Origin of the sequence: Pseudomonas sp. NY15372 (assembly GCF_048068215.1) — a bacterium.
Taxonomy (GTDB): Bacteria; Pseudomonadota; Gammaproteobacteria; order Pseudomonadales; family Pseudomonadaceae; genus Aquipseudomonas; species Aquipseudomonas guariconensis_A.
Genome location: NZ_JBLUPY010000007.1, coordinates 119,398 through 142,908, shown reverse-complemented (window position 1 = coordinate 142,908; position 23,511 = coordinate 119,398). Strand labels below are relative to the sequence as shown.

General features: G+C 64.5%; 22 protein-coding genes and 1 tRNA gene. 9 read left to right on the top strand and 14 right to left on the bottom strand.

The genetic code is table 11. The annotated features are described in order from the left end of the window. Window positions 1–3 precede the first annotated feature (3 nt). From ACNFG0_RS08230 to ACNFG0_RS08220, 3 genes are read left to right on the top strand one after another with little or no spacing between them, the layout of a single operon-like run. The gene (locus tag ACNFG0_RS08230; protein ID WP_416764432.1) at window positions 4–678 is read left to right on the top strand and encodes a DUF4194 domain-containing protein; all 675 of its coding nucleotides are present in this window, start codon (window positions 4–6) and stop codon (window positions 676–678) included. Next, window positions 675–4,052: an ATP-binding protein gene (locus ACNFG0_RS08225; protein WP_416764431.1), complete on the top strand. Its 3,378-nt coding sequence runs from the start codon at window positions 675–677 to the stop codon at window positions 4,050–4,052. The genes ACNFG0_RS08230 and ACNFG0_RS08225 overlap by 4 nt, the downstream gene beginning before the upstream one ends. Then, window positions 4,049–5,254: a DUF3322 domain-containing protein gene (locus ACNFG0_RS08220; RefSeq protein ID WP_416764430.1), complete on the top strand. Its 1,206-nt coding sequence runs from the start codon at window positions 4,049–4,051 to the stop codon at window positions 5,252–5,254. Before ACNFG0_RS08225 ends, ACNFG0_RS08220 begins: the two co-directional genes overlap by 4 nt. Window positions 5,255–5,391: 137 nt before the next feature. On the opposite strand, the gene ACNFG0_RS08215 is transcribed toward ACNFG0_RS08220, so the two are convergent. The 5 genes from ACNFG0_RS08215 to ACNFG0_RS08195 all read right to left on the bottom strand — a co-directional run bounded on the left by ACNFG0_RS08215 (window position 5,392) and on the right by ACNFG0_RS08195 (window position 8,385). Beyond that, window positions 5,392–5,667, bottom strand: coding sequence for a hypothetical protein (locus ACNFG0_RS08215; protein ID WP_416764429.1), 276 nt, complete (start codon window positions 5,665–5,667; stop codon window positions 5,392–5,394). Between the two features lie 219 nt (window positions 5,668–5,886). Continuing rightward, window positions 5,887–5,960 (bottom strand) — tRNA-Gly (locus ACNFG0_RS08210). 116 nt (window positions 5,961–6,076) lie between these two features. Further along, window positions 6,077–6,961 (bottom strand): alpha/beta fold hydrolase, encoded by an 885-nt coding sequence (locus ACNFG0_RS08205; protein WP_196144295.1) that lies wholly within the window; start codon window positions 6,959–6,961, stop codon window positions 6,077–6,079. Between the two features lie 480 nt (window positions 6,962–7,441). Then, the gene (locus ACNFG0_RS08200; protein ID WP_416764428.1) at window positions 7,442–8,134 is read right to left on the bottom strand and encodes a pseudouridine synthase; all 693 of its coding nucleotides are present in this window, start codon (window positions 8,132–8,134) and stop codon (window positions 7,442–7,444) included. Window positions 8,135–8,163: 29 nt separating this feature from the next. Continuing rightward, window positions 8,164–8,385: a cysteine-rich CWC family protein gene (locus ACNFG0_RS08195; protein ID WP_196144293.1), complete on the bottom strand. Its 222-nt coding sequence runs from the start codon at window positions 8,383–8,385 to the stop codon at window positions 8,164–8,166. A gap of 205 nt (window positions 8,386–8,590) precedes the next feature. Here ACNFG0_RS08195 and ACNFG0_RS08190 point away from each other — a divergent pair, with 205 nt between their 5' ends. Next, a complete protein-coding gene (locus tag ACNFG0_RS08190) occupies window positions 8,591–9,043 on the top strand; it encodes a hypothetical protein (protein ID WP_416764427.1) in 453 nt (150 codons plus the stop codon). A gap of 10 nt (window positions 9,044–9,053) precedes the next feature. On the opposite strand, the gene ACNFG0_RS08185 is transcribed toward ACNFG0_RS08190, so the two are convergent. Beyond that, window positions 9,054–10,160: an enoyl-CoA hydratase/isomerase family protein gene (locus ACNFG0_RS08185; protein ID WP_196166170.1), complete on the bottom strand. Its 1,107-nt coding sequence runs from the start codon at window positions 10,158–10,160 to the stop codon at window positions 9,054–9,056. Between the two features lie 126 nt (window positions 10,161–10,286). On the opposite strand from ACNFG0_RS08185, the gene ung reads away from it, so the two are divergent. After that, window positions 10,287–10,979, top strand: a complete 693-nt coding sequence (gene ung, locus ACNFG0_RS08180; RefSeq protein WP_416764426.1) for a uracil-DNA glycosylase — start codon at window positions 10,287–10,289, stop codon at window positions 10,977–10,979. Between the two features lie 32 nt (window positions 10,980–11,011). Here ung and ACNFG0_RS08175 read toward each other — a convergent pair whose 3' ends face one another. The 5 genes from ACNFG0_RS08175 to ACNFG0_RS08155 all read right to left on the bottom strand — a co-directional run bounded on the left by ACNFG0_RS08175 (window position 11,012) and on the right by ACNFG0_RS08155 (window position 16,492). Next, window positions 11,012–12,043: an AbrB family transcriptional regulator gene (locus ACNFG0_RS08175; protein WP_196144289.1), complete on the bottom strand. Its 1,032-nt coding sequence runs from the start codon at window positions 12,041–12,043 to the stop codon at window positions 11,012–11,014. Continuing rightward, entirely contained in the window at window positions 12,036–13,550 is a 1,515-nt protein-coding gene (locus ACNFG0_RS08170; RefSeq protein ID WP_196144288.1) for a tripartite tricarboxylate transporter permease, read from the bottom strand. Before ACNFG0_RS08170 ends, ACNFG0_RS08175 begins: the two co-directional genes overlap by 8 nt. 3 nt (window positions 13,551–13,553) lie before the next feature. Next, a complete protein-coding gene (locus tag ACNFG0_RS08165) occupies window positions 13,554–14,012 on the bottom strand; it encodes a tripartite tricarboxylate transporter TctB family protein (protein WP_196144287.1) in 459 nt (152 codons plus the stop codon). Window positions 14,013–14,189: 177 nt separating this feature from the next. Continuing rightward, on the bottom strand, window positions 14,190–15,170 hold the full coding sequence (locus ACNFG0_RS08160) for a Bug family tripartite tricarboxylate transporter substrate binding protein (protein ID WP_196144286.1): 981 nt from the start codon (window positions 15,168–15,170) through the stop codon (window positions 14,190–14,192). Window positions 15,171–15,202: 32 nt separating this feature from the next. Next, on the bottom strand, window positions 15,203–16,492 hold the full coding sequence (locus ACNFG0_RS08155; protein ID WP_196144285.1) for an OprD family porin: 1,290 nt from the start codon (window positions 16,490–16,492) through the stop codon (window positions 15,203–15,205). Window positions 16,493–16,691: 199 nt separating this feature from the next. Between ACNFG0_RS08155 and ACNFG0_RS08150 the strand changes: the two genes are divergently transcribed. Continuing rightward, window positions 16,692–17,363 (top strand): response regulator, encoded by a 672-nt coding sequence (locus ACNFG0_RS08150; RefSeq protein ID WP_196144284.1) that lies wholly within the window; start codon window positions 16,692–16,694, stop codon window positions 17,361–17,363. Then, the gene (locus tag ACNFG0_RS08145) at window positions 17,356–18,735 is read left to right on the top strand and encodes a sensor histidine kinase (RefSeq protein ID WP_196144283.1); all 1,380 of its coding nucleotides are present in this window, start codon (window positions 17,356–17,358) and stop codon (window positions 18,733–18,735) included. Before ACNFG0_RS08150 ends, ACNFG0_RS08145 begins: the two co-directional genes overlap by 8 nt. 153 nt (window positions 18,736–18,888) lie before the next feature. Here the strand turns inward: ACNFG0_RS08145 and ACNFG0_RS08140 are convergent, their stop codons facing one another. Both ACNFG0_RS08140 and ACNFG0_RS08135 read right to left on the bottom strand, forming a co-directional pair. After that, window positions 18,889–19,695 carry an HDOD domain-containing protein gene (locus ACNFG0_RS08140; RefSeq protein ID WP_196144282.1) on the bottom strand — a complete coding sequence of 269 codons (807 nt, stop codon included), beginning with the start codon at window positions 19,693–19,695 and terminating at the stop codon, window positions 18,889–18,891. A gap of 53 nt (window positions 19,696–19,748) precedes the next feature. Beyond that, on the bottom strand, window positions 19,749–20,690 hold the full coding sequence (locus tag ACNFG0_RS08135; RefSeq protein WP_196155500.1) for a YgfZ/GcvT domain-containing protein: 942 nt from the start codon (window positions 20,688–20,690) through the stop codon (window positions 19,749–19,751). A gap of 133 nt (window positions 20,691–20,823) precedes the next feature. Between ACNFG0_RS08135 and ACNFG0_RS08130 the strand changes: the two genes are divergently transcribed. Both ACNFG0_RS08130 and ACNFG0_RS08125 read left to right on the top strand, forming a co-directional pair. Next, a complete protein-coding gene (locus ACNFG0_RS08130; RefSeq protein ID WP_043206462.1) occupies window positions 20,824–21,078 on the top strand; it encodes a succinate dehydrogenase assembly factor 2 in 255 nt (84 codons plus the stop codon). Next, window positions 21,062–21,529, top strand: coding sequence for a protein YgfX (locus tag ACNFG0_RS08125; RefSeq protein WP_416764425.1), 468 nt, complete (start codon window positions 21,062–21,064; stop codon window positions 21,527–21,529). Before ACNFG0_RS08130 ends, ACNFG0_RS08125 begins: the two co-directional genes overlap by 17 nt. Before the next feature lie 119 nt (window positions 21,530–21,648). Here ACNFG0_RS08125 and nadB read toward each other — a convergent pair whose 3' ends face one another. Next, window positions 21,649–23,253, bottom strand: a complete 1,605-nt coding sequence (nadB, locus tag ACNFG0_RS08120) for an L-aspartate oxidase (RefSeq protein WP_196155498.1) — start codon at window positions 23,251–23,253, stop codon at window positions 21,649–21,651. Window positions 23,254–23,511: the final 258 nt, after the last annotated feature.

The window sequence follows — 23,511 nt, the reverse complement described above, 5'->3', positions numbered from 1 at the left end:
CCCATGAACGATATGCACCAGGATGATCCAGAAGGTAGCACCGAGTCCTGCCCGCCCGTTGTAGCGAAACTCTCGCAACTGATGGTGCATTTGCTCAAAGGCGTGTTGTACCGTCAGGACGACGAGCGCCTATGGGTCAGCCTGCTGAGCCTGCAAGCGCGTGTGCGGGAGCAGGCGACGGTGTTGTTGCTGGATCTGGTACTAGACGAAGCCGAGGGGTACGCCTTCCTCAAAAGCCAGCCGGAGCCGGAGCATGCGGACGCCACATCCCGTCCGCCACGCTTGATCGCGCGACGGCCGCTGTCCTACCCGGTCAGCCTGATGCTGGCCTTGCTGCGCAAGCGCATGGCCGAATCCGACGCCAGCGGCGGCGATACCCGGCTGGTGCTCTCACGCGAGGAAATCGCCGAACTGATGCGCGTGTTCCTGCCGGACGGCACCAATGAGGCGCGCCTCATCGACCAAGTGGATTCGACCATCACCAAGGTGGTGGAACTGGGCTATCTGCGCAAGCTCAAGCCCGCTGCCGGCGCAGCTCAGCAGGCACCTCGCTACGAGGTGCGGCGCATCCTCAAGGCGTTCGTCGATGCACAGTGGTTGGCCGACTTCGATGCGCGCCTGGAGGGCTATCGCACCGCATTGTCAGGTGCCGATCACGACAAGGAAGCCGGCCGATGAACGATTTTTCGCCACAGGAACTCGATTTCGTGGCCGACGACAGCCGCGTCGGCTTTCGCCTGCAGCGGCTGGAAGTCCTGAACTGGGGCACATTCGACCGGCGCGTCTGGCGCTATGAACTCGATGGGCGTAACGGCCTGCTCACTGGCGACATCGGTTCAGGCAAATCCACCCTGGTCGATGCCGTCACCACGCTGCTGGTGCCAGCACAACGCATCGCCTACAACAAGGCCGCGGGCGCCGAGACGCGTGAGCGATCATTGCGGTCATACGTGCTGGGCCACTACAAGAGCGAGCGCAACGAAGCCACCGGCAGCGCCCGCCCGGTGGCGCTACGCGACACCAACAGCTACAGCGTGATCCTGGGTGTCTTCCGTAACGAAGGCTACGGCCAGGCGGTCACACTGGCGCAAGTCTTCTGGTTTCGCGAACCACAGGGCCAGCCCGCGCGCTTGTTCGTGACTGTAGAGCGGGAACTGTCCATCACCGAGCACTTTTCCGGATTCGGCAGCGACATCAACGGCCTGCGCAAGAGGTTGCGCGCGATGGGCTGCGAACTGAACGACAGCTTCCCGCCCTACGGCGCCTGGTTCCGCCGCCGCTTCGGCATCGAGCACGAGCAGGCGCTGGAACTGTTCCATCAGACGGTTTCCATGAAATCGGTTGGCAATCTGACCGATTTCGTGCGCAGCCACATGCTCGAACCGTTCGACGTGGGGGGCCGCATCGAGGCACTGCTCGGCCATTTCGATGACCTCGACCGCGCCCACCAGTCGGTACTCAAGGCCAAGCGCCAGATAGAGTTGTTGACTCCGCTGGTGGAGGATGGCCGTCGCCACGGGCAAATAGCCGCCGAGATCCAGGTCCTGCGCGAAGGACGCGATGCACTACGCCCATACTTCGCCGGCTTGAAGGCAGCACTGCTGGAGAGGCGCCTGGAATTGTTGACTCAGGAGGCGACGCGCTGGGATGCCCGCATCAAGCAATTGGGAGAGCAACGAGACAACGCCCGAATCGAGCAGGGAAAGCTCGAAGGTGCACTGCGCGAGAACGGCGGCGACCGGTTGCAACAACTCGCTGCCGCCATTCATCAGCGAGAGGCCGAGAAACAGCAACGGCAGGAGAAAGCCGACGCGTACGCCACGCTATTGACGCGCATTGGCGAAGCAGCGCCGGGAGACGAAGCTGCTTTCATTACACAAAGATCCACCATCGGAGAACACGCCGAAGCGCTGCGCACAAGCATTGCGGACCACGATACGCAGATCAATGAAGACGGCTATGCGCTGCGGCGGGGTCAGGAAGAACACAAAGCGCTCAGCGACGAGATCGACAGCCTTGCGCGTCGCAAGAGCAATATCGACGCGGCCCAAGTGCGCATCCGCGACGCATTGTGCGCCGCCCTGTCCATCGCAGAGGAAGATCTGCCCTTTGCCGGTGAACTGATCCAGGTGCGCGAGGACGAACGCGACTGGGAGGGCGCGGCTGAACGCCTGATGCATGGCTTCGGCCTGTCACTGCTGGTGCCGGATGTGCACTACAAGGACGTGGCCGATTGGGTGGACCGCCAGCACCTGGGCACACGTATGGTGTACTTCCACATGCGTGCGCGCAAGTCCACGCAGGCCGTCAGCCTGCACCCCCAGTCGCTGGTGCGCAAGCTGCTCATCAAGCCCGACACGCCGCACTACGATTGGCTGGAACGCGAACTGCTCTACCGCTTCGACCTGGCCTGCTGCGACAGCACCGAGCAGTTCCGCCGCGAGACCCGCGCCATCACCCGCGCCGGACAGATCAAGGACCCGAGCGGACGTCACGAAAAGGATGACCGCCGCCGTATCGACGATCGCAGTCGCTACGTGCTGGGCTGGAGCAACGCAGACAAATTGCGCACCTTGCGTGACGAACGCGAGGGCCTGGAGCAGCGACTGGGCGACATTGGTCTGCGCATTGCCAACACAGGGCGATTGCGCGGGCAATGCCTGGAGCGACTGGAGGCTTTGGCCAAGCTCGAAGTCTTCACCCGCTACAGCGAGATCGACTGGCAAGCACCGGCGCGCGAGGTTGCTCGGCTGACCGAGGAACGCGACCGCCTCAAGGCGGCCTCCGATACCCTGCGAGAACTGGAAAGCCAATTGGCGCAGATCATGGAGCGCTTGAAGGAGATCGAAGGCGATCTTGGCGAGACACAAGGCAAACGCGGAGAAACCCGCAGCAAACACGAAACTGCCCAGACACAGCATGCGCAGGCTCTCGATATCCAAGCGCAAGCCGCACTCGACGACATGTTGCTGCAATCTCTTGAGGGCTGGCGTGCCGAAGTCCTGGGCGACCACCAGCTCACGGTGGAGTCCTGCGACAACCGCGAACAGGACGTGCGCAATGGCTTGCAGGCGCGCATCGATGCCGAAGACAAGCGTCTCTCGCGCCTGACCGAACGCATCATCAACGCCATGCGCGGTTTCAAGGAGGCCTTCAAGGCAGAGACCGTCGAGATCGACATCAGCCTGGCCGCGCTGCCCGAGTTCGAGCGCTTGATGAAGTATTTGCAGCACGACGACCTGCCGCGCTTCGAAGCGCGTTTCAAGGAGTTGCTCAACGTCAATACCATCAATGAGATCGCCAACTTCAACGCCCAGCTCGCGCGCGAGCGGGAAACCATCAAGGAGCGGGTCGATGTCATCAACCAATCCTTGCAGGTGATCGACTACAACCCCGGACGCTACATTCGATTGCTGGCGCAGCCCAGTCCCGATGCGGAGATCCGCGACTTCCTACAGGATCTGCGTGCCTGCACCGAAGGCGCGCTGAGCGGCTCGGAAGACGAACAGTATTCCGAGATCAAGTTCCTGCAGGTCAAAGCCATCATCGACCGCTTCCGGGGGCGCGAGGGACTGGCTGAGATCGACCGGCGCTGGATGCAGAAGGTGACCGACGTGCGCAACGGCTTCCTGTTTTCCGCCAGCGAGCGCTGGCGCGAGGACGATGCCGAGCACGAACACTACTCCGACTCCGGCGGGAAATCCGGCGGGCAGAAGGAGAAGCTGGCCTATACCGTGCTGGCCGCCAGCCTGGCCTACCAGTTCGGCCTGGAGTGGGGGGCGGTGCGCTCGCGCTCGTTCCGTTTTGTCGTGATCGACGAAGCCTTCGGGCGCGGCTCGGATGAGTCGGCCCAGTATGGGCTGGAACTGTTCCGCCAGCTCAACCTGCAACTGCTGATCATTACGCCGCTGCAGAAGATCCACATCATCGAGCCTTACGTGTCCAGCGTCGGCTTCGTGCACAACGAAGGCGGCCGCGAGTCGCGGCTGCGCAGTCTGAGCATTGAGGAATACCGGGCACAGAAGGCTGCCGCCACGGGAGACGCTGTATGACATGGAGCCAGCCCGCCGACCTTCGCGCGCAAGTCGAGCGGCTGTGGCAGCGCGGCGAGTTGCTGCGTGCCGTGGTCGGCGACGGCACGCTGGGCTGGCCGTTGCGGCTGTCGCTGAAGTCGCCGTCCGCTGCCGATCTCAGCAACCGTTTCGATGCCGTGCGCGGCTGGGTGCGCGACGTCAGCGCCATGCCACGCGTGCGCATTGAATGGCGCGAGTGGACGCACCGGGTGCAGGGGCGGCAGCGCCTGCCGGACACGCTCTGGATCGATACGCTGGAAGACGCACTGGCGATGATCGGCAAGACCGGAGATGCCCACCGGTTCCAGGCGCTCTGGCAGCAAACTGCCGAAGCGCAACCCGCACTGCTGCCGTGGCTGCACAGGTTACCGTTGCAGACCTTGGCACTGGCCGAACACTGGCCGCGCCTGCTGGCCGTGGTGGCTTGGGTGCAAACCCATCCGCGCCCCGGCGTCTATCTTCGGCAGGTCGACGCGCCGGGCGTGGACAGCAAGTTCATCGAAGCGCATCGCGGCATACTGGGCCAATGGCTGGACCTGGCCTTACCGACTGAGGCCATCGAGCCTGCTGCAACCGGGGTGGCCGGGTTTGCCCGTCGCTACGGCTTTCTGGAGAAGCCCGTTCGCATCCGCCTGCGCTTGCTTGATCCGCAACTACCCCAGCTTCCCGGCTGCACGGGACTGACCGACATCACCCTGGATGAGGACAGCTTCGCCACGCTCGCCCTGCCTGCGCAGCGTGTCTTCATCACCGAAAACGAGGTGAACTTCCTGGCGTTCCCACCGGTCCCCAATGCCATCGTCGTGTTTGGTGCCGGCTATGGCTGGGGAGCGCTCGCCCGAGCCAGCTGGCTGCATCGTGCCTCTCTGCACTACTGGGGGGATATCGATACCCATGGCTTTGCCATTCTGGACAGCCTGCGCAAGTATTTCCCGTTAGCCGCTTCGTTCCTCATGGACCGCTCTACCCTGGTGGCCCACGCACTTCAATGGGGTGAGGAGCCCCTCGACAAACGCCATACGTTGCCCTTGTCCCGACTGGTCGATGAGGAAGCCGCTCTCTACGACGACTTGCGCGATGATCGAATCCGACCACAACTGCGGCTGGAACAGGAACGCATCGGCTATCGCTGGCTATGTGCCGCGTTGGTCACAACAGTCCAGGACGATTCTCGGCCGTAGCGGCATTTTCTGCCGATGGCGTCAGGGTGTGGTCGATTCGACGCGCGCCTCGTCATCCACCCACATCACAAAGTCCACCGGGTCCAGTGCAGGCGTGTCGCGGTCTTCCTGCCGCAGTTTCGCATGGACGCGTCGGATCACAGGCTCGCCTCAGGCGTCGGGCGCGGTGTCCTCCAGCGTGAGGAAGAACACCTGACGGGGATGCTGCACGCCGACCACCGCCAGCGAGCCGCGCTTTTCCACCTTGCCGATGATGTCCAGCAGTTGCGCGGGGGGATCTCGTAGATGGTCAGGTGTCGCAGCGACGAAAAAATGTCTTTCTTGAAGACGCGCCCGATCTGCTCCAGGCTGGTCTGCCGTCCTTCCTCCAGCGAGAGCCGGCGATGGGCCAGCCATTGCTCGTAGATGGCCATGAAGGTGTGCTCGCCGACGCCATGTCTCCCATCGGACCCCGGCTCCTCCAGCAACGATGCGGCAAGGAAAGTTCGCGCATTGTTTGGGCCACTTTTTGTACCAGTTTGGACCGGCTGTCAGTGGGTTTCGCTGGACGTCACTGGAGCGGATTTTCTGGAAAGGCCGAACCGTGACAATGACTTCCATGGACGTCCTTGGAGCGCCCAGGAAAGTTGAAGTGGAGCGGGTAGAGGGAATCGAACCCTCCTCAATAGCTTGGGAAGCTATAGTTTTACCAATAAACTATACCCGCTTCAGAGGCCGACATTTTTACCAGATCCCCCAAGGCCTGGAAAGCCCGAGTGTGTAAAAAGACCTGTCGGCGACTTGTAGCCCAAGGTAATACAGGGCCACAGGTCGCCGAACCTCTCAGATAGCCAGTGCATGCTGCCCCTGTACGTAATGACTGCGTTGACGGGGCTGGCGTACGGTCGGCTTGAGGAAACCGAGCATCGCGGCACGGGTGTCCTCGCAGGCGCTCTTGTGCTCCATGTCGAGGAAGTGGCCGGCGTCGCGGATCACGCTGAAGTGGCTCTGGCCCACGTGCCGGCTGAAGTGCCGGGCATCTTCGACGGTGGTGTACTCGTCACGGTCGCCATTGATGAACAGCACCGGGATGTCGATGTTGCGCGCCGCCTTCAATGCCCGCTCCAGGTCATGGTCAAGCACCTGGTTGATGTGGAAGTGCATCTGCGCGTACTCGTGGCTGTCCAGGCTGCTCACATGCCGGTAGTTGAAGCGCTTGAACAGCGACGGCAAGTACTTTCCGATGGTGTCGTTGACCAGATTGCCGACCTGGTAGCGGTCGCAGGCGGCCAGGTACTGGCAACCGCGTTCCAGGTAGTCGCGCATCGGCGCATTGATGATCGGCGAGAACGAACTCACCACGGCCTTCTTCACCCGCCGCGGCTGGTGCGCCAGCGCCAGCAGGGTGCAGGCTCCGCCCCAGGAGAACGACATCACATGGTCGGCCTCGAAGTGCTCGATCAGCTCGAGGAGAATGTGCGCCTCGGTTTCCTTGCTGATCAGGCGTTCCTGGTGGTTGTGCGGCTTGGACTTGCCCGCGTAGGGCTGGTCGTACAGCACGACGTTGAACTGGGGGTGCAGGTTGCGCACCGTCTGGGCGAAAGAGGCCGTGGTGGCCAGGGAGCCGTTGATCAGGATGATCGTCTTCTCGGCTGCTTCCGCGCGATAGAACTCCGTGTAAACCCGGTACTGACCTTGAATATCAAGCACAGCGATTTCTGGCCTCATGTCATCGACTCCTGGCGCAAAAAGGGTATTCGCGTGACCTAGGGTGCACGTTGTTTATGACAGGTAGGCATTCGCCTGGAAGAGAAACCGGGAGCCCTTGTGTCGATCCTTGGCAGGCGTGTCGACGGTATTTGTTCTAGGTGGGCAATCTGCCGTGCCCCAAGACATCGAGGCCCTGGGTGGCCGGCAAAAAGGCGTCTTGGACTGCGGGCGTGACTGTTTGGTCACATGCAGACCGACCAGTTTGATTCAAGCAGCAGGGTAGGGATCGTGCAAGTGCCGTTTGGAGGATGCGCGACGGAAAAACGCTGGGGGAAGGTGGGCAGCAGGGCCGGCCCAATCGCGGGACAAGCCCGCTCCCACAGGGGCAGCGCTGTCAACAAGACCGAGCAGGACCTCCACAGGCTCATTAGGGGCGGTGCGCTCCTTGTGGGAGTGGACTTGCCCCGCGATTGGGCCCTGACGGGCGACCCGCAGAAGTCAGACCATCGCGATCTCTTCGGCCGTAAGGTCGCGGTATTCCCCCGGTGCCAGGGCTGGGTCCAGGTCGATGCCGCCCATCCGCTCTCGGTGCAATCCCACCACCTTGTTGTCGAAATGCCCGAACATGCGTTTGACCTGGTGGTAACGCCCTTCGACGATTGCCAGCCGCGCCATGCGCGGCCCCAGGATCTCCAGATGCGCGGGCTGGGTGGTGAGGTCTTCGAAGGCGAAGTACAACCCTTCGCGGAACCTGGCCGCGTAGTGCTCGCCGATCTCGTCTTCGGTATGCACCTGGTAGACCTTCGCCAGCTTCGTCTTTGGTTGGGTCAGGCGCCTGGACCACTGGCCATCGTTGGTCAGAATCATCAGGCCGGTGGTGTTGTAGTCCAGGCGGCCAGCGATGTGCAGGTCTTCGCGCAACGCGGCCGGCAACAGGTCGAGCACGGTGGGGTGCTGCGGGTCGTGGGTGGCGCTGACGCAACCGGTGGGCTTGTGCAGCATCAGGTAGCGCGCCGGACGCCCAGCCTGGAGCACTTGGTCATCCACTTCGACGCGGCTGAATTCGCGTACGTCTCGCTCGGGCTCTACGGTCACCACATCGTCGACGCGCACGCGCCGCTGGGCCAGCAGCAGGCGGACCTGCTGGCGGTTGTAGCAGGGTAGGTTGGCGAGGAAGCGGTCGAGGCGCATGGGGGCGGTCTTGAGAAAAGTGGCGGATTCTAGCGTGTTGCCGCCGTCTGCGCTGCCTTGAGCCGGTCATCCACCGCCGCGCAGCGCGGGCACAGGCAGGCCTTGTCGCGTAATGCCTCGGGCAGGGCCTGGAGTACCGCCGGGTCGATGGTCACGCCAAAGCACCAGCATGGCTGCGTAGCGCTGCGAGGGTCTGCCAAGGTGCACTGGTTGAGGGCGCCACATGCAGGGCAGCGTTGGGGATCGTTCATGGTGCGAACCGCGATGTACAGGGATGAAGCCGATTCTACCGGGGAAAAACCTTGCCGGCTTCCGGTCGTCGACAACCTGTTTCAATTCATTGCAAAAAGGGCACTGGACCTTCGCTTGATGGTCTGATCGGGTGTCGATGAACGCATTTGCATCGACGCTCGCCAGCGCCGCTGTGTCGGGCAGCCTGCGGTCCAGGAGGCCGCCATGTACCGTCGAATTCTGCTGATCGCCTTGTTGGGCCTGCTCACCAGCGCCTGTGTTCCCTATTACGAGGAGGGTAGGTACTACCGCTCGGACTACTACACGAGCGATCGCTACTACTACCCCAGCTACTACCGTCACGACCGTTACTATGTCGCGCCGCAGCCGCGCTATTACCAGCCCCGGTATTATCAACCGGCACCTCGCTACTACCGCTCGGCGCCTTCGCCGTACTACAAGCCATACCCCGCCCACCGCGTGAACCAATGGCATGGCAACCCGCGTAACGACTATGGCAACCGCCAGCGCTACGACTATGGGCGTGACAGAGACCGACACGACTATCGCAACGACAACCGCCGCCACCAGAACGAGCGCTGGCATTCCAACGGCCGTGGTGACGACAATCGTCGGCCTGATGGCCGGCGTGGGGACAACCGCCACTGGCAGCGCTGATCACTGAATTTCAGCTCAGGTCGGCCAGCGGGTGCCGCCCTTCCCACACCTTGGCGAAATGCGCCTCCACCACTGCCGCTGGTACCTGGTCGATATCCGGCCAGTGCCAGCGCGGCTGGTTGTCTTTGTCCAGCAGGCGAGCGCGCACGCCTTCACTGAATTCCGGGTGCCGGCAGCAGTTCAGGCTCATGGTGTATTCCATCTGGAACACCTGGGCAAGCGACAGGTGCCGGGCGCGGCGGATCTGTTCCCAGACCAGGTGCGCAGTCAGCGGGCAGCCTTCGTGCAAACGCTGCCCGGCCTCGGCCAATAGCGGGTCGGCATGCTTGCTCAACCCTGACAAGGCGCGCCAGGCCGCCACTGGGTCGGCCACGTCGAGCAGCGCGTCGATCATTTCACGACGCGGCAGCCACTGGGCTGCGGGCAGTTCGGCACAGGCCCGGTGCTGCTCGGCCTTGAGCAGGCTGTTCAATTGCAAGGCGGTCTGCTCCTGCCAGTTCAACTGCAGCAGTTCCTCGATCAGCGCCTCCTGCTGGTGCTCGCCGAGCAGGCGGTCGGCCAGGCCCAGGTCCAGGGCGTCGCGGGCGTTGATCGGCGCCCCGGTCAAGCCCAGGAACAGGCCGAGCTTGCCCGGCAGGCGGGCAAGGAACCAGCTGGCGCCGACATCGGGATACAGGCCGATGCTGATCTCCGGCATGGCCAGCCGGCTGCTGGGCGTGACGATGCGTACCCCGGCACCTTGCAGCAGGCCCATGCCACCGCCGAGCACATGGCCATGCCCCCAGCACAGCAGGGGCTTGGGGTAGGTGTGCAGGCGGTGGTCGAGCCGGTACTCGGCAGCGAAGAAGGTGGTAGCCAGGGGCGGCACGCTGCCGGGGTGCTCGCGGCAGGCATGCACCAGGGCACGAACGTCGCCACCGGCGCAAAAGGCCTTGGGCCCATTGCCGCGCAGCAACACGCAAACGATGCCCGGGTCTTCGGCCCAGGCGTGCAGGTGTTGGTCGAGCACCTCGATCATCGGCAGGCTCAAGGCGTTGAGTGCCTTGGGCGCATCCAGGGTGGCGATGCCGATGCGCGCGCCATCGACTCCGGTGAGTACCTCGCATTGAATGGACATGGGCAACCTCGCGAACGTCATCGCACAAGTATGGACCCCACGCGCGATCATGCCGGTCGTCGGTCGGATCGATTGACAAGGCCGGACGGCTTACCTAGTGTCGCGCCATTGTTTACGGATGGCCCCATGACTGACGACGATCGCATCAAGCTCGAGCCCGGTTGGAAAGCCGCGTTACGCGCCGAGTTCAACCAACCCTATATGCAGCAGCTACGCGAGTTCCTGCGCCAGGAATACGCGGCCGGCAAGGAGATCTACCCGCCTGGGCCGATGATCTTCAATGCCCTGAACTCCACGCCGTTGGACAAGGTGAAGGTGGTCATCCTCGGCCAGGACCCGTACCACGGTCCTGGTCAGGCCCATGGCCTGTGCTTCTCGGTGCAGCCGGGCGTGCCCACGCCGCCTTCGCTGGTGAATATCTACAAGGAACTGCAGCGCGACCTCAACCTGCCGATCCCCAACCATGGCTACCTGCAACGCTGGGCCGAGCAGGGCGTATTGCTGCTCAACACCACCATGACCGTGCAGCGTGGCAACGCCGCCTCCCATGCCAACGCGGGTTGGCAGCCGTTCACCGACAGGGTCATCCAGGTGGTCAGCGAGCAGTGCGAGAACGTGGTGTTCCTGCTGTGGGGGTCTCATGCCCAGAGCAAGCAGAAGCTGATCGATGGCACCAAGCACCTCGTGCTCAAGTCGGTGCACCCATCGCCGTTGTCGGCGTATCGCGGGTTCTTCGGTTGCGGGCATTTCAGCCGGACCAACAGCTTCCTCGAGCAGCGTGGGCTGGCGCCTATCGACTGGGCGTTGCCGCCGTTGTGACCTGAAAGAGGGGCGCAAAGCGGCCCCTTATGTCAGCGCTGATGCGTCACCCAATACCTGAACAACGGCTCGGCCAGAAACAGCACGAACAACAACCGCATCATTTGCAGCGCCGTCACCAACGGCACCGACAGCTGCAAGGTCTCCGCCGTCAGGCTCATCTCGGCGATGCCCCCGGGCATCATCCCCAGCGTCAGCGAGCGCAGGTCCAGCTGCGTCATCACGCTCAAGGCCCAGGCTGCGCTGGCGGCAATCAGCATGCAGAGGAAGGTCGCCAGCAAGGTACGCCCCAGGAACGACGGTGCCCGCCGGAAGAACGCCCGGTTGAAATGGCAGGCCAGGCCGCTGCCGATCAGCCACTGGCCAACCTGGCTGGCACCGTTTGGCAGGCCGATCTGCAGGTTGCCGGCCAGGCTCACACTGGCGGCTACCAGCAATGGCCCGAACAGCCACGGGTTTGGCTGGCGCAGGCGTTGCCAGGCCAGGGCGACCAGTACGCCAAGCGGTGCGATCAACGCCAGCCAGCCCCAGCTGACGCTGCCTGAATGGGTCAGCGGTACGCCATCGCCGAGCAGGAACTTGAACAGCGCCGGTATGCACAGCACCACCGCCAGTACCCGCAGGCTCTGAGCTGCAGCCACCTGGCTGATCACCGCGCCATTGCGCGCGCCGAGGTTGACCATTTCTCCGGCACCGCCCGGCATGCTGGCGAAGAACGCCGTGGCGCGGTCTTCCCCGGTGCGCCGCAGCAACCACACGCTGATCACGCTGGAGAACGTGGTGAACAACGCCCCGAACAGGATCAGGGCGAAATGGCCGGCGACCTGCTCGATCACCGCCGGGGTGAAATGCAGGCCGATGCCGATACCGATGATCCATTGGCCGCATTTGCGGCCGTTGGGGATTTCCGTGAGCTGCCAGGGCGTCAGGCAGCGCACCAGAATGATCGCCAGCAGTGAACCGACCATCCACGGCAAGGGCCAGCCGACCAAGCTTGCGAGAAACCCGCCAGCAAGGCCGACCAGCCCGGTCGCCCAGAACAGCGGCAACGACCGGTCAGGCATCGGCCAGCGCCCGGCGTTGCAGGCTGCGTTTGCGCCAGATGCGCAGCAGCGGCAGGCTCAGCATGCAGAGGGTCAGTACCCAGACGCCCATGCTGATCGGGCTCGACCAGAGGATGCCCAGTTCGCCATTGGAGATCGACAGGGCGCGGCGCAGGTTCTGCTCCATCAGGCCACCGAGGATGAAGCCCAGCAGGATCGGCGACAGCGGGAAGTCCAGCTTGCGCAGGATGTAGCCCATGATGCCGATACCGACCATCAGGAACAGGTCGAAGGTGGTGGCATGCACGGCGTACACGCCGATCCCGGTGATGATGGCGATCACCGGCACCAAGGCCCAGTTCGGCACCGCGAGAATACGGGTGAAGATGCGGATCATCGGGATGTTCAGGATCACCAGCATGATGTTGGCGACGAACAGCGACGCGATCAGGCCCCAGACGATGTCCGGTTGCTGTTGGAACAGCAGCGGGCCGGGGGTGATGTTGTACAGGGTCAGCGCGCCGATCATCACTGCGGTGGTGCCTGAACCCGGTACGCCCAGAGTCAGCATCGGTACCAGGGCGCCGCAGCAGGAGGCGCCGATAGCCGTTTCCGGGGCCGCCAGGCCACGGGCGTCGCCCTTGCCGAACTTGCCCTTGTCACCGGCGATGCGCTTCTCGGTCATGTACGCTACGGCACTGGCCAACGTCGCGCCGGCGCCGGGCAGTACGCCCATGACGAAGCCGAGCAGGCCGCAGCGCACGTTGACGACGAACACCGAGGCCGCCTCCTTGACGTTGAACAGCATGCGCCCGGTGGCCTTGACGGCCTGGTGGCCATGGTGGGTCTTTTCCAGCAGCAGGAGGATTTCGCTGATGGAAAACAGGCCCAGCACCAGCACCACGAACTGGATGCCGTCGGCCAGGTGCACGCTGTCACCGGTGAAGCGGTACACGCCGCTGTTGGCGTCGATGCCGACGCTGGAGAGGAACAGGCCGATCAACGCGGCGATGAACGTCTTAAGTGGTTTGTCGCCGGCCATGCCGCCCAAGGCAACGATGGCGAACACCATCAACACGAAGTATTCCGCGGGGCCGAAGGCGATTGCCCATTTCGCCAGCAGCGGTGCGAACAGCACCATGCCGCACGTGGCGATCAAGGCGCCGATGAACGAACTCCAGGCCGACAGCGACAGGGCCACGCCAGCCAGGCCCTGGCGGGCCATGGGGTAGCCGTCCAGGGTTGTCATCACGGTGGACGCTTCACCGGGGATGTTCAGCAGGATCGAGCTGATGCGCCCGCCATACTCGCAGCCCAGGTAGACCGCGGCCAGCAGGATCAGCGCCGACTCAGGCGGCAGACCCAGGGCGAAGGCGATGGGGATCAGCAGGGCCACGCCATTGATCGGGCCCAGGCCCGGCAGCAGGCCGACCACGGTGCCGATCAGGGTGCCGGTCAGGGCCGTGACCAGGTTGTACGGGCTCAGGGCGACGCCGAAGCCCTGGCCCAGGTAGCTCAAGGTATCCATGTGTCAGTTCTCCAGTACGTCCAGCAGGCCAAGGGGCAGGGGCACATCCATCACGCGGTCGAACAGCCAGTACAGCAGCAGGCTCATGGCGGCGACCACGACCACGCTGTGCAGCCAGCGGCCGCCGTATAGCCGGGCCATGGGCACGCCGACCAGAATGGCGCTGAGGATGAAGCCCAGAGGCTCGAAGGTGCTGGCGAAGACGAGTAGCAGGCCGACGCAGGCGACGATCTTGACCAGGCTCTCGCGGTCGAGCTCCGGCTCGTCATCCTTGCGCACGATCGGTGTGGGGCGGATGGCCAGGTAGAGCAGGGCCAGGCCCATCAGCCCGAGCATCAGCAGGGGATAGGCACGGGGGCCCACCGGCTCGTAGGAAAACGCGGCCTGGTAGGGCCAGGCCATCACGGCCAGGGCGGCGCACACCGCCAGCAGGGCCAGGGCGAAAAGGCGTTGCAGGATCATGAAGGAATCCTCGTTGTCTTTCGGCAAAACGTGGCCCCTGTGTAGGAGCGGCCTTGTGCCGCGAAAGGGCTGCATGGCAGCCCCGGCGATTGATGCGGTATCGTTCGACACCTGGGGCCGCTTGTGGCCCTTTCGCGGCACAAGGCCGCTCCTACAAGGGGAGCGGCGCAAGGCGGGTCACTGGATCAACCCGAATTCCCGGGCCAGCGCCTTGTAGTCGGCCACTTGCTTCTTCACGTAGGTGTCCAGCTCCTGGCCGGTCATGGCGAACGGGAACAGCTCGCGTTGGTCGCGCAGCTTGGCGAAGTCCTCGGAGGCCAGCAGCTTGTCGAACGAAGCCTTCCACCAGGCGTAGTCTTCGTCACTGACTTTCGGCCCCAGGTAGAAGCCGCGTACCACCGGCCAGACGATGTCGTAGCCCTGTTCCTTGGCAGTGGGGATGTCCTTCATTTCCGGCTCGTCCAGGCGGTTCTCGGCGAACACCGCGAGAATGCGCATGTCACCGCTCTGGATGTGCGGCATGGAGTCGGAGATGTCGGTGGAGCCGACCTGGATGTGCCCGCCCAGCAGCGCGGTGGCGATTTCACCGCCACCTTCCAGGGCCACGTAGCGCAGGTCGCGCGGGTTGATGCCGGCGGCCTTGGCGATCAGCGCGGTTTGCATCCAGTCCTGGCTGCCGACGGTGCCGCCGGAGCCGATCACCACCTTGCTCGGGTCTTTCTTCAACGCCGCGACCAGGTCATCGAGGGTCTTGTAGGGGGAGTCGCTCTTGACCGCGATCGCGCCATAGCTGGTGCCGACCGCCGCCAGCCACTTCACGGCATTTTCATCGAAACGACCGAACTTGCCCTGGGCCAGGTTCAGCAGCGAACCGCTGGACCAGGCCACGAGGGTGCCGGCATCGGCCGGGCGCTGGGCGACCACGGCGTTGTAGGCCACCGCGCCGACACCGCCGGGCATGTAGGTCACGCGCATGGGTTTGGACAGGATCTTCTCGTTGACCAAGGCGCTTTGCACCAGTTTGCAGGTCAGGTCGAAGCCGCCGCCGGGCGAGGCCGGGGCGATGCATTCAGGGCGTTTCGGTTCGGCGGCCAGGGCGTTGCCGGCCAGCAGCAGGCAGCCGGTTGCGAGGACGAGGCGGCGCAGTGAAAAGGTCATCGTCTTTCTCCGTGAGCGTTGTTGTTATTGGGTTACCACAGAGCCACGCTGTAGCTCACCAGCAGCCGCACTTCGTCGGCATCGCGGGCGAAGTTGGAGCGGAAGGTGGCATTGCGCAGGCGTACGGCGACGTCCTTCAACGGGCCGCTTTGTACCACGTACTTGAACTCGGTGTTGCGCTCCCACTCTTTGCCTTCGCCGCCGTCGGCGCGGCTGACGTTGTCGCCGCTGATGTAGCGGGTCATGAAGGTCAGGCCGGGGATGCCCAGGGCGGCGAAGTTGTAGTCGTAGCGCGCCTGCCAGGAGCGCTCGTCGGCACCGGCGAAGTCGTTGATCTGGACGAAGTTGACCAGGTAAGGGTCGGCGCCGTCGACATAGGGGAAGGCGCTGTCGCCGGACAGATGCTGGTAGGCGGCGCTGAACTTGTGCCCGCCCAGGGCATAGCTGAGCATGCCGTTGACGGTGGTGTTGTCGATGTCGCCGGCCTTGGCCTGGCCGGCATCGTCGCTGACCGCCAGGCGCAGGTCGGCGCCGAAGGTGCCCGGGCCCCATGGCTGGGTGGCGACCATGCCGAGGAAGTGCTGGCGATAGATGTCGTCGAGCTGGGCGAAGTGGTAGCTGCCGGTGATGCGGTCGGTGAACTGGTAGTCCAGGCCCCCAGTGTCGAAATGGTCGGCGCTGAAGGTACCGCCGAAGCGGCCGTTCTTGTTGTTGAGGGCCAGGTCTTCCCAGTTGGTGTCGTTGCGGTCCTTGGCCTTTTCCAGGCGTGCACCGGTGAAGGTCAGGCCTTTGATCTCCTTGGAGGTGACCAGGCCACCTTCGAAGGTCTGCGGCAGGATGCGCCCATCGTTGGGCTGCAGGGTCGGCAGTTCGGGGATCAGGGTGCCGATCTTCAGTTCGGTCTTCGAGACCTTGACCTTGCCGGTCAGGCCGAGCTTGGCGTATTCGTCGGCGGCCTTACCGTCGTCATGGGTGGGCAGCAGGCCGCTGCCGGTGCGGTCGGGGCTGGAGTCGAGCTTGATGCCCAGCATCCCCAGGGCATCCAGGCCGAACCCGACGGTCCCTTCGGTATAGCCGGACTCGAAGTTGAGCATGAACCCCTGGGCCCATTCGTCGCGCTTGGACTGCTGGCTGCTGGTGCCATCGCGGAAGTCGCGATTGAAGTACATGTTGCGGGTTTCGAAGGTGGCCGTGCTGTCTTCGAAGAAAGCGGCCTGGCTCATCGGGGCGACACCGGCGAGGGCGACGGCGCTGGCGATGACGGAAGGGCGTACGTACGGGGAACGGGTAGGCGCGAGGGCCTGAGGCTGCGTGGACAGCATCGTCGATGACTCCGTTTATTGTTCTTATCGGTTGCACCTTGCTGGTGCTTTGTTCGGCGCGCGGGGCGACCGTGGTGCGATGCTAGGTAATGAACCTTTCGCTAACCTTTCAGCGTGAAAGGTTTGCCGCGAGGGCTTCACAGGCCCTTCGACGGCGTTACACTCCGCGGCAAAGCCCCACCCGAGCAGGGAGAATCCGATGCGTGTGTTGCTGGTCGAAGACCACCTGCAACTGGCCGAAAGCGTGGCCCAGGCCCTCAAGAGCCACGGCCTGACCGTGGACGTGCTGCACGATGGCGTGGCCGCCGACCTGGCCTTGGCCAGCGAGGATTACGCCGTGGCCGTGCTCGATGTCGGCCTGCCACGCATGGACGGTTTCGAGGTGCTGGCGCGCCTGCGCGGCCGTGGCAAGACCCTGCCGGTGCTGATGCTCACTGCACGCAGCGACGTCAAGGATCGGGTCCACGGGCTGAACCTGGGGGCCGACGACTACCTGGCCAAGCCCTTCGAGTTGACGGAGCTCGAGGCGCGGGTAAAGGCCCTTTTGCGCCGCAGCGTGCTGGGCGGCGAACGCCAGCAGCGCTGCGGCCCGCTGGTCTATGACCTCGACACCCGCCGTTTCACCCTGGGGGACGAGGCCCTGACCCTGACCCAGCGCGAGCAGAGCGTGCTCGAGGCGTTGATCGCCCGCCCAGGCCGGGTGATGAGCAAGGAGCAGCTGGCCGCCCAGGTGTTCGGCTTGGACGAGGAGGCCAGCCCCGACGCCATCGAGATCTATATCCATCGCCTGCGTAAGAAGCTCGATGGCCACCCGGTCGCTATCGTCACCTTCCGCGGGCTTGGCTACCTGCTCGAGCATCGCGATGCGTGACAACGGCAGCCTGCGCGGGCGCCTGCTCGGCAACCTGGCGCTGCTGTTGGTGGTGCTGATGCTGGCCAGTGGCCTGAGCGCCTACTGGAATGGCCGCGAAGCCGCCGACACTGCCTACGACCGTACCTTGCTGGCCTCGGCGCGGACCATCGCCGCCGGCCTTTCCCAGCGCGACGGCACGCTCAGCGCCGATGTGCCCTACGTGGCCCTGGACACCTTCGCCTACGACAGCGCCGGGCGCATCTACTACCAGGTGCTGGATATCCACCGCGCGCTCATCTCGGGCTACGAAAACCTGCCGGCGCCACCGCCCGGTACCCCGCGTACCGACGACTACCCGGCCCTGGCGCGGTTCTACAACGCCACCTACCTGGGCCAGGACGTGCGGGTGGTCAGCCTGCTCAAGGCGGTCAGCGAGCCGAACATGAACGGCATGGCCGAGATCCGTGTGGCCGAGACCGAAGAGGCGCGGGTGCGCATGGCCCGGGGGTTGATGGCCGATACCCTGCTGCGCCTGGGCATGCTGGCCCTTGGCGCTCTGGTGATGGTGTGGTTCGCGGTCAGCGCTGCGTTGCGCCCACTGGAACGCCTGCGCACGGCGGTGGAAGAGCGCCAGCCCGACGATCTGCGGGCCCTGCCGGTGGTGCAGGTGCAGCGGGAACTGGGCCCGCTGGTGCGCGCCCTGAACCATTTCACCGAACGCCTCAGGGGCCAGTTCGAGCGCCAGGCGCAGTTCATCGCCGAGGCGGCCCATGAGCTGCGCACACCACTGGCGGCGCTCAAGGCGCGGGTGGAGCTGGGGCTGCGCTCCCAGGAGCCGGAGCAGTGGCGCCAGACCCTGGAGAGCGCCGCCCAGGGGACCGACCGCCTGACCCATCTGGCCAACCAGTTGCTGTCCCTGGCGCGCGTCGAAAACGGCGCCCGGGCCATCGCCGAAGGCGGCGCCCAGCGCCTTGACCTGAGCCAGCTGGCCCGCGAACTGGGCATGGCCATGGCACCGTTGGCCCATGCCCGGGGCGTGGCCCTGGCCCTGGAGGCCGAGGCGCCGGTGTGGCTCAAGGGCGAGCCGACCTTGCTCAACGAATTGCTCAGTAACCTGGTGGACAACGCCCTGGCCCATACGCCGAAGGGCGGCAACGTGATCCTGCGGGTACTGGCGCCAGCCGTGCTCGAGGTGGAGGACGATGGGCCGGGCATTCCCCTGGAGGAGCGCGAACGGGTATTCGAGCGCTTCTACCGACGCAGTGCCCAGGGCACCGGGCTGGGCCTGGCGATCGTTGGCGAGATCTGCCGGGCACACCTGGCCCAGATCAGCCTGCATGACGGCGAGAAGGGTGGGCTACGGGTGCGGGTGAGTTTTATCGCCGATTGATCCAGCCGGTGATAGCTCACCCACCTGTGCCGACCCCTGTAGGAGCGGGCTTGTCCCGCGATCAAGGGCGAAGCCCTTGCCAGGCGACGGTGATATCAGGCTCGACCTAATCGCGGGACAAGCCCGCTCCTACAGGGGAGGACCAGCGCTCTGCTAGCGCAGCATGCTCCGCGCATCGAGCAGGTCGGCGACGTCCAGTTCCATGCCCTGGGGCAAGCCCAGGTGCTGGTAGGCCGGCAGGGCAGCCAGTGGGCGGCTGCGGTTGCGATGGCTGAGCAGGCGTGCGATCTGCACGATATCGATGTAGTCGATCTTGGCGGTGCGCCGGTCCAGGTCCTGTACCTGGCTGGGCAGCTTGACCAGTTGCTCGGGGAACTCCCAGGCACTGAGGATCTTGTCGCCCAGCACCGGGTGGATCTGCTCGATCACGTAGTGCAGGCACACCGGGTCCGAGAGCAGCTCGTTATGCTCCTCGGCGTAGATCAGCACCGGCAGCGCACCGATCTGGTGGACCAGCCCGCCCAGGGTGGCCTGGTCAGGCTTGAGCTGGGTGTAGCGCCGGCACAGTTCATAGCTGATGCCGGCTACATCCAGGCTGTTGGCCCAGATATCGCGCAACTTGTGTTCTACCGACGGCGAGCGGGCATGGAAGATCTGCTCGATCACCAGGCCGATCGCCAGGTTACAGCTGTAGTTGATGCCCAGGCGGGTAATGGCGGTGTGCAGGTCGGTGACTTCCACCGAGGCCCGCAGCAAGGGGCTGTTGACCACCTTGATCAGGCGCGCTGAAAGGGCGGCATCGCGGCCGATCACCCGGCTCAGGGCGGCGACGCTGATCTCGCTGTCCTCGGCGGCCTCGCGGATGCTCAGGGCAACTTCCGGGAGGGTCGGCAGGACCAGGTCGTCCTTTTCGATGGCTGCGAGCAATTGTGCTTGAACCATCTCGGCCAGCTTGTTCATGTAGCTTCTCTAACGCAGTGGTGCGGCCCCGCCCAGGCGGCGGGGCAGGCTGGTCAGCGCAGGATTTCCCGGTCGCGGTCCAGTTCGTAGGGCAGGCTGAGCACTTCCAACCTTGGGCCTTCTAGGCTGCCCAGGTGTAGGTTGTCGTCTTCCACCGCCTCGGCGCTGAGCACCGCCAGCAACTCGCAACCTTGGCCGGTGCTGGCGGCGATCACCACTTCACCCACCGAGGAGCCATGGGTGGGCGAGAAGATCTCGGCACCCGGCGCGGGCACGGTGTCCTGGGCCAGGGCCAGGCGGTACTGGCGACGCTTGAGCTTGCCCAAGTACTGCATGCGCGCGACGATCTCCTGGCCGGTGTAGCAGCCTTTCTTGAAGCTCACGCCGTCGACGGCTTGCAGGTTGATCATCTGCGGGATGAACAGCTCGCGGGTCGGGCCCATGACCTGGCCGATGCCCGCGCGGACCTGGCCGAGCAGCCAGTCGTTGAGGGGGGCTTCGGTCAGGTGCGTGGCGAGCACCTGGCGCACGGTGTGCGCTTGCGCGGCAGGGGCCCAGAGCTCCACGCGGCCGCTGCTGACCGCGATGGCGATCAGGTCGTCATGGCGTACCGTGGCACCCGCCTCGGCAGGTATCGCCAGGCCCAAAGCCTGCAGCGCGGCATCGCCCCGCTGCAGGCCGAAACGCGCCCAGGCAGCACTCTCGTCGGCCAGGGTGGCCTTGGAGAACACAGCATACTTCTTGAGGTCGGCCAACTGCGCGTCGAGCAGTTCGCTGGCCATGGCCAGCAGGTAGCCGTTGCCTTCAGGAAGGATACGGAAGCTCGACTGCATGCGACCCTTGACCATGCAGCGCGCACCGAGGCTGGCGTGCTCCAGGCTGAGGTAGTTGAGGTTGCAGGTCAGCTGGCCTTGCAGGAACTTGCCGGCGTCGGAGCCGCGGACGGCGAGGATGCCCTCGTGGGATAGGGGACAGAAGAAAGCGGAATCGGCCATGGGTCATCGCGGTTGCTTGAGACTGGCGGCCATCATAGAACGCTGGTAACAAAATAGGTAGGTGACTAGACCAACGCCTTGTGCCGCCGCGACCGCCCCGCTGTATACTGGCCGCCCATTCGAGGAGGGCCCCATGGTCGAACAAACTGAACTCAATCGGCTTTTCTGGCACAGCCGCCGCGGCATGCTGGAACTGGACGTGCTGCTGGTGCCATTCACCCAGGAGGTCTACCCCACCCTGAGCGAAGCGGACCGCGAGCTGTACCGTCGCCTGCTGACTTGCGAAGACCAGGACATGTTCGGCTGGTTCATGGAGCGCACCGAGTCCGACGACCCCGAGCTGCAACGCATGGTTCGCATCATCCTGGATCGTGTCCAGCCCAAGTGAGCATTTCCAGTGCCGTTGGCGAGGCTCACGCCTGCTGCTGACGGCCTACCTGGCCTTCCAGGTGCTGGCGTGCTTGGCCCTGGTCTCGAGCGCGCTGCCCTGGTGGCTCGGCCTTTCCCTCGCCGTTGCCTGCCTTGCCCATGCCTGTTGGGTGATTCCCCGACACATCCTGTTGACCCATCCCGAGGCCATTACTGGCTTGCGTCGTGACCCGGCGGGCTGGCGTGTGTTCAGCCGTGCTCGAGGGTGGCAACGGGTGCGGTTATGTCGGGACAGCATGGCGTTGCCCGGGTTGGTGGTGTTGCGTTTCGCAAGGCCGGGGGCTTGGCTTGGCCAGGGTCAATGCGTGCCGCGTGACGCTTTGGATGCCGAGCAGCATCGGCGCTTGCGGGTGCGGCTGAAGTTCAGTCGCAGGCGGTGGGCCATTGCGCAGGGCGAGCAGCAGCGCTGAGCCAGGGAGAACTGCCTTGTTGCTTGCCCGGCCCTATCGCTGGCAAGCCAGCTCCCACAGGTACGGCGGCCGTAGGACAGGTGGGAGCCGGCTTGCCGGCGATGGGGCAAGCACGAATCTCAGAATGGCTCGAGGACGGTGTCCTTGGCCTCGGGCAGCATCCCCGGGTAATCCAGGGTGTAGTGCAGCCCTCGGCTTTCCTTGCGCTGCATCGCCGAGCGGATCATCAGCTCCGCCACCTGGGCCAGGTTGCGCAGCTCGATCAGGTCGCGGCTGACCTTGTAGTTGCTGTAGAACTCGTCGATTTCGTCCAGCAGCAGGCGTACGCGGTGTTCGGCGCGTTGCAGGCGTTTGCTGGTGCGTACGATGCCTACGTAGTCCCACATGAAGCGCCGCAGTTCGTCCCAGTTGTGCGCGATGATCACGTCCTCGTCCGAGTCGGTGACCTGGCTCGCGTCCCAGCAGGGCAGGGCGGTGGGCATGCCCACTTGCTCGAGGTGCGCCTCGATGTCGGCGGCGGCTGCGCGGCCATAGACGAAGCATTCGAGCAGCGAATTGCTGGCCATGCGGTTGGCCCCGTGCAGGCCGGTGAAGCTGGTTTCGCCGATGGCATACAGGCCAGGCACGTCGGTGTGCCCGCGGTCGTCGACCATCACCCCGCCACAGGTGTAGTGGGCCGCCGGCACCACCGGGATCGGCTGACGAGTGATGTCGATGCCGAATGCCAGGCAGCGCTCGTAGACCGTGGGGAAATGGCTCTTGATGAAGTCGGCCGGCTTGTGGCTGATGTCCAGGTACACGCAGTCCACGCCCAGGCGCTTCATCTCGTGGTCGATGGCCCGGGCCACGATATCGCGGGGGGCCAGCTCTTCGCGCGGGTCGAAGCGTGGCATGAAACGCTCGCCGTTGGGCAGGCGCAGCAAGGCACCTTCGCCGCGCAGGGCCTCGGTGATCAGGAAACTCTTGGCCTGGGGGTGGTACAGGCAGGTGGGGTGGAACTGGTTGAACTCCAGGTTGGCCACCCGGCACCCGGCGCGCCAGGCCATGGCGATGCCATCGCCGCAGGCGCCGTCGGGGTTGCTGGTATAGAGGTAGACCTTGGCCGCGCCACCGGTGGCCAGCACGGTGAAGCGTGCGCCGAAGGTGTCGACTTCGCCGGTGTTGCGGTCCAGCACGTAGGCGCCCAGGCAGCGGTCGCCCGGCAGGCCCAGGCGACGCTCGGTGATCAGGTCGACCGCCACCCGCTGCTCCAGCAACTCGATGTTCGGCCGTTGCCGGGCCTGGGCCAGCAGCGCGGTGAAGATGGCCGCGCCAGTGGCATCGGCAGCATGGATGATGCGCCGATGGCTGTGCCCGCCCTCGCGGGTGAGGTGGAATTCGAAGCCGCCGTCATCGACGCTGTAGTGCTCGTCACGGGTGAAAGGCACGCCTTGCTCGATCAGCCATTCGATGGCTTCGCGGCTATGCTCGACGGTGAAGCGCACGGCGTCCTCATGACACAGGCCTCCACCGGCATTGAGGGTGTCCTCGACATGGGACTGCACGGTATCGGTGTCATCCAGCACCGCGGCGACGCCGCCCTGGGCCCAGAAGGTCGAACCGTTGGCCAGGTCGCCCTTGCTCAGCACGGCGATGCGCAGGTGGCTGGGAAGGTTCAGTGCCAGGCTCAGGCCAGCGGCACCGCTGCCGATCACCAGGACATCATGTTGGAATTGTTGGCTCATGTCTTGACACTAGTAATCTTGAGAGGGGGAGCGGCACAATAGTCATGCACAGATGGCATTGTGAAACTATCGTTGATCCTGTCCGGCTGCCTTTATAGCAGCCACAGGTGCCTGATTTCCAATGGCATCTGCGCCGTCGAGGCGATCTTTGTGGGAACTTTCCGATACCGGCGGAAATCCTAAGAAGGCTGCCCGTACGTCACTGAATGCCGCGGCGATGCATGGCAGCCGCTCTATCCGGGCTGACACGTGCGTATT

Excerpts from the sequence above, each read along its gene's own strand:
- ACNFG0_RS08145 (WP_196144283.1), top strand. The coding sequence starts at position 17,356 with ATGCGTGACAACGGCAGCCTGCGCGGGCGCCTGCTCGGCAACCTGGCG.
- ACNFG0_RS08220 (WP_416764430.1), top strand. The coding sequence starts at position 4,049 with ATGACATGGAGCCAGCCCGCCGACCTTCGCGCGCAAGTCGAGCGGCTG.
- ACNFG0_RS08130 (WP_043206462.1), top strand. The coding sequence starts at position 20,824 with ATGGTCGAACAAACTGAACTCAATCGGCTTTTCTGGCACAGCCGCCGC.
- ACNFG0_RS08215 (WP_416764429.1), bottom strand. The coding sequence starts at position 5,667 with ATGGCCATCTACGAGCAATGGCTGGCCCATCGCCGGCTCTCGCTGGAG.
- ACNFG0_RS08135 (WP_196155500.1), bottom strand. The coding sequence starts at position 20,690 with ATGGCCGATTCCGCTTTCTTCTGTCCCCTATCCCACGAGGGCATCCTC.
- ACNFG0_RS08195 (WP_196144293.1), bottom strand. The coding sequence starts at position 8,385 with ATGAACGATCCCCAACGCTGCCCTGCATGTGGCGCCCTCAACCAGTGC.
- ACNFG0_RS08165 (WP_196144287.1), bottom strand. The coding sequence starts at position 14,012 with ATGATCCTGCAACGCCTTTTCGCCCTGGCCCTGCTGGCGGTGTGCGCC.
- ACNFG0_RS08155 (WP_196144285.1), bottom strand. The coding sequence starts at position 16,492 with ATGCTGTCCACGCAGCCTCAGGCCCTCGCGCCTACCCGTTCCCCGTAC.
- ACNFG0_RS08150 (WP_196144284.1), top strand. The coding sequence starts at position 16,692 with ATGCGTGTGTTGCTGGTCGAAGACCACCTGCAACTGGCCGAAAGCGTG.
- ACNFG0_RS08140 (WP_196144282.1), bottom strand. The coding sequence starts at position 19,695 with ATGAACAAGCTGGCCGAGATGGTTCAAGCACAATTGCTCGCAGCCATC.
- ACNFG0_RS08225 (WP_416764431.1), top strand. The coding sequence starts at position 675 with ATGAACGATTTTTCGCCACAGGAACTCGATTTCGTGGCCGACGACAGC.
- ACNFG0_RS08205 (WP_196144295.1), bottom strand. The coding sequence starts at position 6,961 with ATGAGGCCAGAAATCGCTGTGCTTGATATTCAAGGTCAGTACCGGGTT.
- ACNFG0_RS08230 (WP_416764432.1), top strand. The coding sequence starts at position 4 with ATGAACGATATGCACCAGGATGATCCAGAAGGTAGCACCGAGTCCTGC.
- ACNFG0_RS08185 (WP_196166170.1), bottom strand. The coding sequence starts at position 10,160 with ATGTCCATTCAATGCGAGGTACTCACCGGAGTCGATGGCGCGCGCATC.
- nadB (WP_196155498.1), bottom strand. The coding sequence starts at position 23,253 with ATGAGCCAACAATTCCAACATGATGTCCTGGTGATCGGCAGCGGTGCC.
- ACNFG0_RS08175 (WP_196144289.1), bottom strand. The coding sequence starts at position 12,043 with ATGCCTGACCGGTCGTTGCCGCTGTTCTGGGCGACCGGGCTGGTCGGC.
- ACNFG0_RS08190 (WP_416764427.1), top strand. The coding sequence starts at position 8,591 with ATGTACCGTCGAATTCTGCTGATCGCCTTGTTGGGCCTGCTCACCAGC.
- ung (WP_416764426.1), top strand. The coding sequence starts at position 10,287 with ATGACTGACGACGATCGCATCAAGCTCGAGCCCGGTTGGAAAGCCGCG.
- ACNFG0_RS08200 (WP_416764428.1), bottom strand. The coding sequence starts at position 8,134 with ATGCGCCTCGACCGCTTCCTCGCCAACCTACCCTGCTACAACCGCCAG.
- ACNFG0_RS08160 (WP_196144286.1), bottom strand. The coding sequence starts at position 15,170 with ATGACCTTTTCACTGCGCCGCCTCGTCCTCGCAACCGGCTGCCTGCTG.
- ACNFG0_RS08170 (WP_196144288.1), bottom strand. The coding sequence starts at position 13,550 with ATGGATACCTTGAGCTACCTGGGCCAGGGCTTCGGCGTCGCCCTGAGC.